General features: G+C 63.7%; 12 protein-coding genes. 4 read left to right on the forward strand and 8 right to left on the reverse strand.

The features are described 5' to 3' along the window. The 6 genes from AWB65_RS17475 to AWB65_RS17500 all read right to left on the reverse strand — a co-directional run. Window positions 1-291: hypothetical protein (locus tag AWB65_RS17475; protein WP_125474146.1), on the reverse strand; the 291-nt coding region annotated here is incomplete at its 3' end. A 582-nt stretch (window positions 292-873) separates the two neighbouring features. After that, window positions 874-3,615 (reverse strand): nitrate reductase, encoded by a 2,742-nt coding sequence (locus tag AWB65_RS17480; protein WP_087668361.1) that lies wholly within the window; start codon window positions 3,613-3,615, stop codon window positions 874-876. A gap of 13 nt (window positions 3,616-3,628) precedes the next feature. Next, the gene (locus AWB65_RS17485) at window positions 3,629-4,891 is read right to left on the reverse strand and encodes an NAD(P)/FAD-dependent oxidoreductase (protein ID WP_087668455.1); all 1,263 of its coding nucleotides are present in this window, start codon (window positions 4,889-4,891) and stop codon (window positions 3,629-3,631) included. Then, window positions 4,888-5,235, reverse strand: a complete 348-nt coding sequence (gene nirD, locus AWB65_RS17490) for a nitrite reductase small subunit NirD (protein ID WP_087668362.1) — start codon at window positions 5,233-5,235, stop codon at window positions 4,888-4,890. Before nirD ends, AWB65_RS17485 begins: the two co-directional genes overlap by 4 nt. A gap of 37 nt (window positions 5,236-5,272) precedes the next feature. Beyond that, on the reverse strand, window positions 5,273-7,816 hold the full coding sequence (gene nirB / locus AWB65_RS17495) for a nitrite reductase large subunit NirB (RefSeq protein ID WP_087668363.1): 2,544 nt from the start codon (window positions 7,814-7,816) through the stop codon (window positions 5,273-5,275). Window positions 7,817-7,826: 10 nt separating this feature from the next. Then, window positions 7,827-9,155 (reverse strand): MFS transporter, encoded by a 1,329-nt coding sequence (locus AWB65_RS17500; RefSeq protein ID WP_087668364.1) that lies wholly within the window; start codon window positions 9,153-9,155, stop codon window positions 7,827-7,829. A gap of 577 nt (window positions 9,156-9,732) precedes the next feature. Here AWB65_RS17500 and cobA point away from each other — a divergent pair. The 4 genes from cobA (at window position 9,733) to AWB65_RS17520 (ending at window position 12,865) form a co-directional block, all read left to right on the forward strand. Further along, window positions 9,733-10,509: a uroporphyrinogen-III C-methyltransferase gene (gene cobA, locus AWB65_RS17505; protein ID WP_235007659.1), complete on the forward strand. Its 777-nt coding sequence runs from the start codon at window positions 9,733-9,735 to the stop codon at window positions 10,507-10,509. 94 nt (window positions 10,510-10,603) lie between these two features. After that, window positions 10,604-11,179 (forward strand): ANTAR domain-containing response regulator, encoded by a 576-nt coding sequence (locus tag AWB65_RS17510; protein ID WP_087668365.1) that lies wholly within the window; start codon window positions 10,604-10,606, stop codon window positions 11,177-11,179. Between the two features lie 10 nt (window positions 11,180-11,189). After that, the gene (locus AWB65_RS17515) at window positions 11,190-12,338 is read left to right on the forward strand and encodes a CmpA/NrtA family ABC transporter substrate-binding protein (protein WP_087668366.1); all 1,149 of its coding nucleotides are present in this window, start codon (window positions 11,190-11,192) and stop codon (window positions 12,336-12,338) included. Window positions 12,339-12,379: 41 nt separating this feature from the next. Continuing rightward, the gene (locus AWB65_RS17520) at window positions 12,380-12,865 is read left to right on the forward strand and encodes an adenosine-specific kinase (protein ID WP_087668367.1); all 486 of its coding nucleotides are present in this window, start codon (window positions 12,380-12,382) and stop codon (window positions 12,863-12,865) included. Window positions 12,866-12,871: 6 nt separating this feature from the next. Here AWB65_RS17520 and AWB65_RS17525 read toward each other — a convergent pair whose 3' ends face one another. Beyond that, window positions 12,872-13,147, reverse strand: coding sequence for a hypothetical protein (locus AWB65_RS17525; RefSeq protein WP_087668368.1), 276 nt, complete (start codon window positions 13,145-13,147; stop codon window positions 12,872-12,874). Beyond that, entirely contained in the window at window positions 13,147-13,929 is a 783-nt protein-coding gene (locus tag AWB65_RS17530) for a hypothetical protein (protein WP_087668369.1), read from the reverse strand. The genes AWB65_RS17525 and AWB65_RS17530 overlap by 1 nt, the downstream gene beginning before the upstream one ends. Between the last annotated feature and the right edge of the window lie 404 nt (window positions 13,930-14,333).

Genomic DNA, 14,333 nt, shown 5'->3' on the forward strand with positions numbered 1-14,333 from the left:
GGTGCCGCCAGCCGTTGCACCGCCGAAGCCCTTGCCGCCGGCCGTCGTCGTGTTGATGTGGCTCGTCGTTGCGTTGGTCGAGTTGCCCGTGACGTTGTAGCCCTTGCCGGCCGTTGCCGTGGCGTGTCCGTTTGCTGCGCCTGCATCGGTTGCGCTGAAGTGGCCGTAGCCGAGAACGGCAGCGGCCGTCGAGCCACCCGAAGTCGAGCTCGAGCTGGAGCTCGTGCCCGTTGCGAACGCTGCGACGGAAGCGAGGGAGAGAACTGCGGCTACGATCAGATTGCGTTTCATGGTGTGTCTCCGGTTTGATGGCGCACGGTTATCCAGCTACATGGACGCCGGCATGTAGCAGGTGAAGCGAATATCGTTGTCGGATTACTCAGGGCGTGCGGGTGCTTTCACGCGGAGCGTCGTGCTCCGGGCGATACAGCGCCTGGCGCCTTAAGCGTGATGCGCGTTCAGCAACGCGCTCGTGAAATTCTTGGCTTGGAGATGACAGTGACGGCGCTCTGGCCGTGTGAGGCGGTGTCGCGTGTCTGCAAAGAGGCGCGATTGGCGGCCACGCCAGCGATGCTCATTTGTTTTTGTGCGTTCTTCATCTCGATCCCCGTAGCATCGTATGTCGATGCCCTTCTTGTAGGTTCCTTACGATGTACCTACGTTTGATGGGACTTTACGGAAGACCGACATTCAGATTCGTTCGACAACCAACACTAATCCTTACAACGGAATTGCTCATGCAATTGTTGGTTCGATAGCGCTCATTGAGCGTGGCGGGATGCGGGAAATCGCTTATGCGGAGGGGCTTTGAGGGGGGTCGACGTGTGTCGATACCCAGCGCGAGCGCGCTGGGCAAATCAATCCTGCGTGCGATCAGACGGTGCTCAAGCGTGCCATTTCAGTTTCGACGATGAGCTTCTTCAACTCCGGCACGCATGAACCGCAATTGCCGCCGGCCTTAAGACAGGACGTGATCTCCGCCGCGGTCTTGAGCCCTTGCTCACGAATTGCGCTGCAGATCGTATTGCGTCCGACGCCAAAGCAGGAGCAAACGGTGGGTCCTGTATCGACGCCCTTCCCCACCGGCTGTCCGAGCAAGAGACCGATGCGGTCTTCCTCGTCTAGCTCGTCCTTTGCGAACAGAGTCGAAAGCCAGGTACGCGCGGGCAGTTCAGGCCGCTCGGAAAGAAACACGCAAGCCTCGATGCGGTCGTTCACGACATGCACCGCGCGATACACGCCTGCGGAACGGTCCTCGTATTCCAGCCAGTCGGCATGCGGATCATCGACGTCGAGCATCGCGCGCGCCCATGCGCGATGATCGTCGGAGCCTTCGAAGTGCTTGCGGCCCGCCAGTTCGTAACGCACGAATTGCGCGCCCTGGATGCGTGTCCAGTAGGTTACGTCGTCAAGCAAAGGCGTCGCGCGGCTCAAGGCAAAGCCATGCCACGACACGTGAAATTTCTCGACGGCAACCGGCGTGTGTTTGAACTCCGGTTCGCCTGAAACAGGGTCGACCACCGGGTTCACCACGGCGCCCACGCGCGCATCGGAGGCAACCTGGTCGTTCCAGTGGATCGGCACGAACACGCTGCCGCGCGACATGCCGCCGCCATGCTGGACGCGCGCGACCATCGATCCCCAGCGGCTCGACACGCGCGCGAGTTCGCCCTCGCGCACGCCGCATGCGAGTGCGTCCTGCGGATGCATGTCGATGAACGCTTCACCGATGTGACCCGCGAGTTTCGCCGACTTGCCTGTACGCGTCATCGTGTGCCATTGGTCGCGCACCCGGCCCGTGTTGAGCACGAGCGGATAGTCGTCGTCGATGGCGTTGACCGGCAGGCGCGGCGGTGTTGCGATGAAGTGAGCGCGACCGTCCGCGTGACGATAGCGATGGTCACCGAAGAGTCGCTCCGTTCCGTTCGCGGCGGCGTCCGTCACAGGCCATTGAATTGGCGCGAGCGCGTCATAGCGTGCGCTGTCCATGCCCGTCAGGCCGTCGAGATTGAAGGCACGCGCAATGCGGTCTTCATCGTTACGATGAGCGCTCAGTCGCGCGTGTTCATCGAAGATTTCGTGCACGTTCCTGAAGTCGAAGCCTGCATAACCCATGCGACGCGCGACATCGCAAATGATCCGCCAGTCCGCGCGCGCTTCGCCGGGAGCGGGAAGAAACGCGCGCTGACGCGAGATGCGGCGCTCCGAATTCGTAACCGTGCCGTCCTTCTCGCCCCAGCCGAGCGCCGGCAGCAACACATGTGCGAACGCGTTCGTATCGGTGCGCTCGATGATGTCCGAACTCACCACGAGTTCGCATCGATCGAGCGCGCGTTTCGCCTGCTCGCCATCGGGCAGGCTCACGACCGGGTTCGTGCCCATGATCCAGACGGCCTTGACGCGGCCCGCTTCAATCGCGTTGAAGAGATCCACGGCCTTCAGTCCCGGTCGCGTCGCGATCGACGGTGATTCCCAGAACGTCTGCACGAGTTCGCGGTGTTCGGCGTTATCGAGTTCGAGGTGCGCGGCCAGCATGTTCGCGAGGCCGCCGACTTCGCGTCCACCCATTGCGTTAGGCTGCCCGGTGAACGAGAACGGCCCCATGCCGGGCTTGCCGATGCGTCCCGTCACGAGATGGCAGTTGATGATGCTGTTGACCTTGTCGGTGCCCGCGCTCGACTGGTTGACGCCCTGCGAATACACCGTCACGACACGCTCGGTGCGCGCAAAGAGACGATAGAACTCGAGCAGTTCATGCGCATCGATCTTGCAGGCCCTGGCCGTTTGCGCGAGATCGAAACCATCGGTTGCGGCGAGCGCGGCATCGAAGCCCGACGTGTGCGCATCGACGAACGCGGCGTCGGTCGTATCGTGTTCCGCGAGAAACGCGAGCAGGCCGTTGAAAAGGTGCACGTCGGTGCCTGACTTGAGCGGCAGATGCAGGTCGGCCATTTCGCAGGTCGCCGTGTAGCGCGGATCGATCACGACGATCTTCATCTCCGGCCGCTTCTCCTTCATCTTCACGATGCGCTGAAAGAGAATCGGATGACACCATGCCGTATTCGACCCGACCAGCACGACGAGGTCCGCGAGTTCGAGGTCCTCGTAATTCACCGGCACGATGTCCTCGCCAAACGCGCGCTTGTGCCCCGCCACCGACGACGACATGCAAAGCCGCGAGTTCGTATCGATGTTCGCGCTGCCGACGTAACCCTTCATCAGCTTGTTGGCGACGTAGTAGTCCTCGGTCAGCAACTGGCCCGATACGTAGAGCGCGACCGCATCGGGGCCGTGTTCATCGATGATGCGTTTGAAGCCGTTCGCGACCACGCCGATTGCATCGCTCCACGGCACTGCGTGCATGGCGCCGCTCTCCTTGTCGCGCAGCTTCGGTTGCAGCAGCCGCCCGTCGAGGCCTACCGTTTCGCCGAGTGCCGAGCCCTTCACGCACAGGCGCCCGAAGTTCGACGGATGCGTTTCGTCGCCAGCGATGTCGGGTTGCGCGTGCCCGCGCGGCGTGGCCTTCACGCCGCAACCGACGCCGCAATACGGGCACGTGGTCTTCACGGTCGAAGAGGAAGCCGGCGACGAAATAGGGATGACGGGAAAGCTCACGTTTGGTTCCGGTTCAGGCGGCCAGCGCCTCGCAAAGGGTCTTGCCGAACAGCAACTGGCTGCGCAGCGCGGAGATGTCGGTGCGGTTCTGGATCAGGTCGAAGTACCAGCCGCCGTCCTTCACGTCGCCATAGAGCACGGCGCCGATCACGCGCCCGCCTTCCAGCACGAGCCGCTTGTAGATGCCGCGCTTCGGATCGCGCAACACGAGGTCCTCGCTCCCCGGCCCGCCGATGAAATCGCCCGCCGAATAGAGATCGACGCCCGTCACCTTGAGCTTCGTCGCGGTCGCGCGCTGCACGTAGCGGCGATGCCCCGCGCCCGCGAGATGCGCGCCCGCGACACGCGCCTGATCCCAGATCGGTGCGACGAGCCCGAAGGTCGCCGTGCGATGCTGCACGCATTCGCCGACCGCATAGACGCGCGGATCGTAGGTCTGCAACGTATCGTCGACGACGATCGCGCGTTCGCAATGCAGCCCTGCTGCTTTCGCGAGATCGATGTTCGGACGCACGCCTGCCGTCATCACGACGAGGTCGGCGGGAATCTCGGCGCCGTCGGCGAAACGGACGGCCGTCGCGCGATCCGGGCCGACGATCTCCGCCGTGTTCGCCGCGAGCATGAAGCGCATGCCCTTTGCCTCGAGCGTGCGTTGCAGGAGCGTCGACGCGCTCCTGTCTAGCTGGCGATCCATCAACGCATCGGTGACGTGTACGACGGTTACGTGCATGCCCTGGCGTTGCAGGCCGTTGGCCGCTTCGAGCCCAAGCAGGCCACCGCCGATGATCACCGCGTGGCGATGGTCGCGCGCGGCCGTGAGCATCGTCTCGACGTCCTGGATATCGCGAAACGCGATCACGCCCGGCAGTTGATGACCCGGCACCGGAATGATGAACGGCTTCGAACCGGTGGCGATCAGCAGGCGGTCGTAGCGCGCCTCAATGCCTCTTTGCGAACGCACGATGCGGCGCGCGCGATCGATCCCGGTAACCGGATCGCCTGCGTGGAGTTCGATTCCGTTTTGCGTGTACCAGTCGCGCGAGTTGAGGATGATGTCGTCGACACTCTTCTCGCCTGCGAGCACCGGCGAGAGCAGGATGCGGTTGTAGTTGCCGTACGGCTCGGCGCCGAACACGGTGATATCGTAAAGATCGGGCGCGAGCTTGAGCAACTCTTCGACCGTGCGCATGCCCGCCATGCCGTTGCCGATCACGACGAGCTTCAGACGCCGTGCCCCCGTGCCGCCACCGCTCGACGATGCATGCTCGATCCTCATGCCGCGACCCATACCTTGCCGGCTGCAACCTTTGCAGGGTACGACGCGACCGAGTGCGCAGGCACTTCAAGGCATTCGCCGGTGCGCAGATCGAAGTGATGCTTGTAGATCGGCGAGGCCACGACGACGCGTTCGCCCAGGCTGCCGATCAATCCGCGAGAGAGCACGGAGGCTTGCGAGTTGGGGTCGTAGTTGTTGATGGCGAAAACTGTATTGTTACCGTCGGCGACGTGGAATACGGCCACTTGCGCGCCATTGATCAGCGCGCACACACCCGTGTCGGGGACTATTTCGTGCAGGTCACAGACTGGGGTCCAGGATTGGTCGATTCGCTCTGCGTTCATGATCCGTTTTCCTTTGGGTTACACCGGTTTAAGAAAATCAAGCGCCAGCAGAATCCAGAACCGCGATAGGAATCACGCGCCCCGCACGTTCCTCGACGGTGGCCGGCCGAATCTGCCCTCTCTCCTCGACGAAGGCGACATTCCCATCACCCTGATCGCTGTTCACGAAGTGACGGAAGCGCTTGCGCGTCTCGGGATCGGTGACGGCCTTCTTCCACTCGCACTCGTACGTATCGATGACAAGCTGCATCTCGGCCTCGAGTTCATCCGACAAACCGAGCTTGTCATGCACGACCACATCGACGAGATAGTCCAGTCCGCCTTCGAGGATGTCACGCCAGACACTGGTCCGTTGCAACCGGTCCGCTGTGCGGATATAGAACATCAGGAAACGGTCGATGTAACGAATGAGCGTGTCCTTGTCGAGATCGGACGCGAGCAGTTCGGCATGACGCGGCTTCATCCCGCCATTGCCGCAGACATAGAGATTCCACCCCTTCTCCGTCGCGATGATGCCGATGTCCTTGCCCTGCGCTTCAGCGCATTCCCGCGTACATCCGGAGACACCAAACTTGATCTTGTGGGGCGCACGCAAACCCTTATAGCGATTCTCGACCTCGATCGCGAGCCCGACCGAATCGCCGACGCCGTAGCGGCACCAGGTCGATCCGACGCACGACTTCACCGTGCGCAACGACTTGCCATACGCATGTCCCGATTCGAAGCCAGCCGCAATCAGCTCTTCCCAGATGAACGGCAACTGCTCGACACGCGCGCCAAAAAGATCGACACGCTGCCCGCCAGTGATCTTCGTATAAAGCCCATACTTCTTCGCGACTTGCCCGACCGCGATCAATCCCTCGGGTGTCACTTCACCGCCCGGCATGCGCGGCACGACGGAATACGTGCCATCGCGCTGAATGTTCGCCAGGTAGTAGTCGTTCGAGTCCTGCAGGCTTGCGTGCTCCTTCTTCAGCACGAACTCGTTCCAGCACGAAGCAAGCACGCTCGCGACAACCGGCTTGCAGATATCGCAGCCGTGCCCGCGTCCATGCTTCGCGAGCAGCGCACCGAAACTCTTCACGCCTTCAACACGAACGATGTGATACAGCTCCTGACGCGAATAAGGAAAGTGCTCGCAGACATGATTGTTCACGCTCATGCCCTGCCGCTTCATCTCGGACTTCATCACTTGCGTGACGAGCGGCACGCAGCCGCCGCACGATGCGCCGGCCTTGCAGGCGGCCTTCATCGCGCCGATGCTCGTCGCGCCCGCGCACACCGCTTCGCATATCTCCGCTTTCGTCACGTTGTTGCACGAGCAGATCTGCGCTGCGGCCGGCAACGCCTCGACGCCGAGCGCGGGCTTAGCCTGTCCATCCGATTGCGGCAGGATCAGGAACTCCGGTGCTTCCGGCAATTCGATGCGGTTCAGCATCATCTGCAGGAGCGTGCCGTATTCGCTCGCATCGCCGACCATCACGCCGCCCAGCAGATACTTGCCGCAATCCGATACCACAAGCTTCTTGTATACCTGCTTGCGCTCGTCGCTGAACTGATAGGTGCGGCTGCCCGGCGTCTTGCCGTGCGCATCGCCGATGCTCGCCACATCGACGCCCATCAGCTTCAGCTTCGTGCTCATGTCCGCGCCGCCGAATTCGGCCGCTTCGCCCAGCAACTGCTTGGCCGTCACGCGAGCCATGTCGTAGCCCGGCGCGACCAGACCGAACACCTGACCGTTCCACACTGCGCATTCGCCGATCGCGAAGATGTTTTCATCGCTCGTGCGGCACGCATCGTCGATCACGATGCCGCCGCGCGCGCCCACTTCCAGACCCGCCGCGCGCGCGATCTCGTCACGCGGACGGATGCCCGCGGAGAACACGATCATGTCGGTATCGAGATGCGTGCCGTCGGCGAACTGCATGCGGTTCGTGCCCGTCTCGCCATCGACGATCGCTTGCGTGCTGCGCTGCGTATGCACCGTCAGGCCCAATTCCTCGATGCGGCTTTTCAGCACGCGCCCGCCGCCTTCGTCGACCTGCACGGCCATCAGACGCGGCGCGAATTCCACGACATGCGTTTCCAGCCCCATATCGCGCAGCGCCTTCGCGCATTCGAGACCGAGCAGCCCGCCGCCGACCACCGTGCCCGTCTTCGAGCGCGCACCACATTCGCGCATCGCTTCGAGGTCTTCGATCGTGCGGTAGACGAAGCAGTCCGCGCGGTCGCTGCCCGCGAGCGGCGGCACGAACGGATAGGAGCCGGTCGCGAGCACGAGCTTGTCGTAGTCGAGCGTCTCGCCGGTCGAGACCGTCACCGTGCGCGCCGCGCGATCGATCGACACCGCCCGCGCGTTCAGCTTCAGCACGAAGTTCTCGCGCTCGAAGAAACCGGGTGCGACGAGCGACAGGTCGTCCGCCGTCTTGCCTGCGAAAAACTCGGACAGGTGCACGCGATCGTAGGCCGGACGCGGCTCTTCGCACAGCACGGTGATGTCGAGCCCTTCCGCCTGGGTGTCGGCGAGGCATTCGAGGAACTTGTGGCCGACCATCCCGTGACCGATGACGATGATTTTCATGACCGCGTCCTTAGTTGACTACGCCGTTGTTGACCGAGAGCGCGCTTTCGCGCAACGCGGCTTCCCGTGCCTTGTGCTCCGGGCTGAAGCGCACCGCGAGCGCGCACAGCGCCGAGACCGCGACGAGCATGCCGAGCATCGAAAGCGTCTGCTGCACGTTGCCGACGCCCTTCATCAGGAAGCCCGCCGCCACCGCGCCGACGTTGCCGCCCGCGCCGATCACGCCCGCCACGCCGCCGAGCGCCTTGCGGTCGATGAACGGCACGAGTGCGTAGGTCGCGCCGCAGGCCATGTGCGTGAAGAGGCCGAACACGAGCATCGCGACGATCGCCAGCGCGACGCCTTCGGCGTGCGCGAACCAGAAGAGGCCGATGCCTTCGCCCGCGATCAGCGCGAAGAGGAGCGTCGAGCGCACGTCGAGCCCGCGCTTGGCCGCCACCTTGTCCGAGAGCCAGCCGCCGAGTGCGCGGGCGAAGAGCGCGAGAAGGCCGAAGCTGCCCGCCGCGATGCCCGCTGCCTTCAGCGAGAGCTGGAAGTGATCGACGTAATAGATGGCCGCGATGTTGTGGATGAACACTTCGACACCGAAGCACGCCGCGTACGTCACGAACAGCATCCACACGCGATAGTTCGCGCAGGCGGTGCGGAAGCTGTCCCAGCCACCCTTCTTGCCGCCGTCGATAGCGATGCCGCGTGCGCGCAGATCGGAGAAATCGCCTTGCGGGCAGTCTTGCGTATAGCGCCAGTAGAAGAAGGCCATGACCGGCATCGCAATGCCCGGCACGAGCAGCGCGACGCGCCATGCCGACTGTTCGCCCACGCCGATCACGATCGCCGCCGCGACGAGCAGCGGAACGAGCGCCTGCGAAGCGCCCGCGCCCGCGTTGCCCCAGCCGGCGGTCGTCGCGTTCGCGGTGCCGACGACGTTCGGCGCGAACATCACCGACGTGTGGTACTGCGTGATGACGAAGCTCGCTCCGATCGCGCCGATCGCGAGGCGGCACCAGAGGAAGCTCTCGTAGCCCGTCGCGAGCGCCGCGCCGAACACCGGCACCGCGCCGGCAAGGAGAAGCGCCGAATACACCTTGCGCGGGCCGAAGCGGTCGCACATCGGACCGACGACGAGACGTACCAGGATCGTCACCGCGACGGCGGCGATGTTGATGTTCGCGATCTGGTCGACGGAGAGGTTGAACTCCTTTTTGATGAGCGGCATCAGCGGCGCGCAGGCGAACCACGCGAAGAAGCAGACGAAGAACGCCATCCACGTGAGGTGGAAAGCGCGCATCGGCGGCGTGCGCATGCTGAAGAGATCGATTCGGGTTGCCTTGTTTGCCATTTTCTTTTCCAGAAAAAGAAAAGGCGTCCCGCGAAACAGATGTCGATCTGCTCGGGGGACGCCATTGTCCAAAAGCTCGGTATTGGGGGGTGCGCTCTGTTGCGCGTGTTGCGTATATTTCTGCGGATCGCCGTTGACCCGATGGCAGGACATAACGCAAGGGCTATGCCATCGAGGGCGATTTCCTTGTAGGACGGGGCTGTGCGGAGTTTTCATGGTGTTGCATGGCGGCCGATCCGGATTCACGATGAAGCGCGGCAGCACATCGCTGGTGCGATGCAGCACTGCGGGCGTGCGCAGCGCGCGGCGGGTTTTCAATTGGTGCATTCCCTCGAACGAGGCACTTGGCGCCGAATCTGTGCAGCGCAGCACAGCAGGTGTGCGCCTTTTGAGACTGCTGCCTGCTTTGGCGCCGCCAATCAAGGCTCCGAGACGAGTGGCCCGCATATTGCATGAGCGAAAGCGCTGCCAGCAACGAAGCTGGCTCGCATCGATCACTGGCCTTCAAGGCAACCCAGGACAACGGCGTCCCCTCGTGCAGCCCACGAGCGGACGCCGCTTTTGTTTAGTGCGCGGCATGAATATTCAAGAGGACATCACGATGAATAACGGCAAGGTCACATTGCTCAGCGCCGGTCCCGGCGATCTGGACCTGCTCACCATCAAGGCCGCGAAAGCGCTCGCCGCCGCCGACGTCGTGCTCCTCGACGATCTCGCCAATCCCGAGATCGTGTCGCTCGCGCCGCGTGCGCGCGTGATCCGCGTGGGCAAGCGCGGCGGCTGCAAATCGACACCGCAGGCATTCATCCAGCGCCTGATGCAGCGTTATGCGTCGAAGGGGCTGCACGTCGTGCGCGTGAAAGGCGGCGATGCCCTGCTCTTCGGCCGCGCCGGCGAGGAACTCGCGGCGTTGCGTCGCGCCCAGATCCCGGTCGATATCGTGAACGGCATCTCGTCGGGATTCGCGGCGGCGGCGAGCCTCGGCGTGTCGCTCACGCATCGCGAGCATTGCCAGGGCGTGACCTTCATCACGGCGCACATGCAGGATCACGGCGAGCCGGACTGGGCCGCGCTCGCCGCGACCGGCACCACGCTCGCGATCTATATGGGCATGAGCCGCATCGACACGATCTGCGCCGGGCTTCTTTCGACGCTGCCCTTGAGTACGGCGGCGGCGGTCGTGCAATGGGCCGGCACGGAGCGCGAACAGCGGCTTGTCACGACGCTCGGCCGTCTCGCCGCTGATGCGACGGCGGCGGGACTCGGCAGTCCAGCGGTGATTCTGGTCGGGAATGCGATTGGCGAGGCAAACGCGCGACATGAAGCGCACGATGACATGGCGCATGCGGCCTGATATCAAAAATCACACGCCGATATACTGGGTTAACAAGAGAAGCGCATATATCAGCAGCACGCCCCCCGCAATGAATTCATTTCGCGCCTGACCCATGCTTCGTGTCCTCCTAGTCACCGACACGGACAAACCAATCGGCGATCTGCGCCAGGCCCTTGCACGCCTCGGCTACGAGATGCTGCCCGAAGTCGCAACGCCCGCCGCGCTGCCGAAGGTCGTCGAGCGTGAACGGCCGGATGTCGTCATCATCGATACCGAATCGCCTTCGCGCGATACGCTCGAACAGCTCGCCGTGATGAACAAGGCCGCGCCGCGCCCCGTGCTGATGTTCAGCAACGACGCCGACCAGCAGTTCATCCGCGCGGCGGTCGGCGCGGGCGTGACGGCGTATCTCGTCGAAGGGCTCGCGGCCGAGCGGCTCGCGCCGATCCTCGACGTCGCGCTCGCGCGGTTCGCGCACGAGGAGCAGTTGCGCCAGCGGCTCGCGCAGGTGGAGAGCGAACTCGCGGAACGCAAGACCATCGACCGCGCCAAGCGCCTTCTCATGGACCGCCGCCACATGACGGAGCAGGAGGCCTACGCCGCGCTGCGCAAGCGCGCGATGGACCAGGGCATCAAAGTGGCCGAAGTCGCGCGGCAACTCATCGCGATGGCCGATCTACTGGGGTGACCCGCACGCTATGAACACATCCGACCCGATCCCCGCCGACCGCTTTGGGCCGCCCGAGAAGACGCATATCCGGCTCGGGTTCGTCGCGCTGTCGGACGTTGCGCCGCTCGCCGCCGCGCGCCTCCTCGACCTCGGCCGCCGCCACGGACTCACGCTCGAACTGTGCCGCCAGCCGTCGTGGGCGGCCGTGCGCGACAAGCTGCTCTCAGGCGAAATCGATGCCGCGCATGCGCTCTACGGACTCGTGTACGGCGTGCAGCTCGGCATCGGCGGCCCGCAGGCGGACATGGCCGTGCTGATGGTGCTCAACCGCAATGGCGGCGCGGTCACGCTGTCGAACGCGCTCGCCGAGGTTTATCGCGCGACGGGCAGCCTTAAAGAAGCGTTTTCGTCGCTCGGACGCCCGCCCGTCCTCGCGCAGACCTTCCCGACCGGCACCCACGCGATGTGGCTCTATTACTGGCTCGCGGCGAACGGCGTGCATCCGTTGCGCGACATCGAGAGCGTCGTGATTCCGCCGCCGCGCATGGTCGATGCCTTGGCGGAAGACCAGCTCGACGGCTTTTGCTGCGGCGAGCCGTGGCACGCGCTCGCGGAAGCGCGCGGCGCGGGAAGCACGGTCGTGCTGACAAGCGGCATCTGGCCGGATCATCCCGAGAAGGCGCTCGCGAGCCGGCGCGACTTCGTCGCGCTCCATCCGAACACGTCGCGCGCGCTGATCCGCACGATGCTCGAAGCGTGCCGCTGGCTCGACGAGCCGGGGCATCGCGCGGAGATTGCGCCGCTGCTCGCCGCGCCGGATCTGGTCAATGCGCCGCGCGAGCTGATCGAGCCGCGTTTGACCGGCGCCTACGACCAAGCGCGTTTTCCGGACGCCCTCCCCGTCAGCTTCTTCGACGGCGGCAAGGTCAACTATCCGCGCGCCTCCGATGGCCTGTGGTTCATGACGCAATATCGTCGCTGGGGTCTTTTGGGGCGTCCGGGCGACGATGACGCTGTTGCGGAGGCGGTCAACCAGACGGCGCTGTACCGCGAGGCGGCTGCGCTTGCGGGCGTTGAGTTACCGGACGAATACCGCCGCGACGTACTCTGCGACGGCCGCGCCTGGGACGGCGAAGCGCCCAGGCTCTATCTCGACGGGTTCGACCTGCGCGCCTGACCTACTATCTATGTGTGAAGTCGCGAACGCGCGGAGGTCACATGGAACTGCTCACCGTCGATATCGACAAGCCCGATGACACCAATTTCATCCTCGGGCAGTCGCATTTCATCAAGACCGTCGAGGACCTGCACGAAGCGCTCTTCGGCGCCGTGCCGGGAATCAAATTCGGGCTGGCATTCTGCGAGGCGTCGGGCAAGCGCCTCGTGCGCTCGTCCGGCACCGATCCCGCCTCGCAGCAACTCGCGGAAAAGAACGCGCTGGCGATCGCCGCCGGGCACAGCTTCATCGTCTTTCTCGGCGACGGGTTTTTCCCCGTGAACGTGCTGAACGCGGTGAAGGCCGTGCCGGAGGTGTGCCGCATCTTCTGCGCGACAGCGAATCCGACACAGGTGCTCGTCGCGCAGACGGATCGGGGGCGCGGAATCGTGGGCGTCGTGGATGGATCGCCGCCGCTCGGCGTCGAAACCGCCGAGGATGTGGCCTGGCGGCGCGGGTTGTTGCGGACGATTGGGTATAAGGCGTGATCGCGCTCAGTCAACGGGCGGCGGCTCGGGGGCTTGCGTCACCTCGATAAACGGCTTGAGTTCAGGCTGCTCGATCGAGAGCCATAACAGCGCGACTCCGCCAAGCTGACGGGCGAATTCGTCTCCGAGTCGAAAGCGCTCTTCACTGAGGGGCAATGGCACCACAAGCTCCGAGTTCATGAGACCGCTTACCGCGTCGCGCGGCACGGTGCAGGTGAGAATCGATTGCTCGTCCTCGTCATAGGCGATAAGCACGCATCGCGGGCCTCGTTTCTTCGTCATCAGAACATCGCTCCTTTTCCGGCCAGGCATCTGCCCAATCGATCGGCCGCTCTTTCCTTGCACACGCCCCAAGCGGAAGGCTTCATCGCGTATAGAACACTGCAGTAGTCCATGTCGATGTCATATTGAGACATGCACTCGTTTTCTTCGCCGGGCGTAAGACGAAATCCCGCCGCATGCAGATCCGGATCGCCGATCGGGGTATTGTCTACCAGCTCGAATGGCGTCGCATCACCGAGGGGCGTCGACAGGCTTGCGGTATCTGCGTCAGCATAGGTGAGCGCAGCTCGCGCTGTTTCGAGCTGCGCTTGCCGGTCCGGCCGATATGGACCCGACAGGACCGGTTCACCCGGCGGGAAAGCGATTCTCTGCGCGAATGCTCGCATTGCCTCGATCGTCTCCGGATCGGAGATGAAATTAATAGCGGCGTTGCTCGCTGGAAGCAGGCCGCTAGCCGGGGGACCGCCGCACGGCAAATTCTCAGCAATCAAGACGACGCTTCCGCTGCGCACCATGTCCATCAACGTCTGCACGACGTCGAGGCTTGTGCCTGATTTCGCCAGACGCTCATGCCAGTGGAAGTTGTTGCCAAGGAAGCCGCGCACACGGGCGACCAATTCGGGATCCCTGGCCCATACGTCCGCATAAGCCGATGCGGTGAATTTGCGCCCCGCCTCGATCGCGCCCTGGCGCTGGTCGTCGGAGACGAATGGCATGTAACGCTCGCTGCTTCGATACAGCACGTAGCGGTGCCACGAGTCCGTCTTGAGTTCCGTAGCCATCAGCTAAGCCCGAACTAAATAGAACGACCATGCTAATGTCCCAACGCGAGTTGATGGCCGATGCCAACAACTTTTGACATCGATCCGCTCCGTGTCGGCTCCAGCCGTACCGTCCAAACCGCCTCACAACCACCTTGACTTGATCTCAATATTCGCGAGAATGTGGGCCCGGCCCCGGCCGGAGCGCCTGTCGGCGCCGCGATTTCCGTAGCTCCGTCACGAAATAAATGCGGATGCTGTATAACCGGCAAGAGCTTTACCAGACGGAACGGCGGATACACCGGCTGTATCTGCCGGAATGCCAGCGTCATAGTCCGCACTCGCAGGCACGCCGGCCAAGCTCTGACCGAACACCGAACAACCACGAATCACCCGCGCCGGACCGCCGCGCGCATCGACGCGCA

The sequence above is a fragment of the Caballeronia humi genome, from assembly GCF_001544475.1.
In the GTDB taxonomy this organism is placed as follows: domain Bacteria; phylum Pseudomonadota; class Gammaproteobacteria; order Burkholderiales; family Burkholderiaceae; genus Caballeronia; species Caballeronia humi.

Bases quoted from the DNA above. Each gene is read 5' to 3' on its own strand.
- cobA (WP_235007659.1), top strand. From the start codon at position 9,733: ATGAATATTCAAGAGGACATCACGATGAATAACGGCAAGGTCACATTG.
- AWB65_RS17525 (WP_087668368.1), bottom strand. From the start codon at position 13,147: ATGACGAAGAAACGAGGCCCGCGATGCGTGCTTATCGCCTATGACGAG.
- AWB65_RS17515 (WP_087668366.1), top strand. From the start codon at position 11,190: ATGAACACATCCGACCCGATCCCCGCCGACCGCTTTGGGCCGCCCGAG.
- AWB65_RS17500 (WP_087668364.1), bottom strand. From the start codon at position 9,155: ATGGCAAACAAGGCAACCCGAATCGATCTCTTCAGCATGCGCACGCCG.
- AWB65_RS17510 (WP_087668365.1), top strand. From the start codon at position 10,604: ATGCTTCGTGTCCTCCTAGTCACCGACACGGACAAACCAATCGGCGAT.
- nirD (WP_087668362.1), bottom strand. From the start codon at position 5,235: ATGAACGCAGAGCGAATCGACCAATCCTGGACCCCAGTCTGTGACCTG.
- AWB65_RS17520 (WP_087668367.1), top strand. From the start codon at position 12,380: ATGGAACTGCTCACCGTCGATATCGACAAGCCCGATGACACCAATTTC.
- AWB65_RS17485 (WP_087668455.1), bottom strand. From the start codon at position 4,891: ATGAGGATCGAGCATGCATCGTCGAGCGGTGGCGGCACGGGGGCACGG.
- AWB65_RS17530 (WP_087668369.1), bottom strand. From the start codon at position 13,929: ATGGCTACGGAACTCAAGACGGACTCGTGGCACCGCTACGTGCTGTAT.
- nirB (WP_087668363.1), bottom strand. From the start codon at position 7,816: ATGAAAATCATCGTCATCGGTCACGGGATGGTCGGCCACAAGTTCCTC.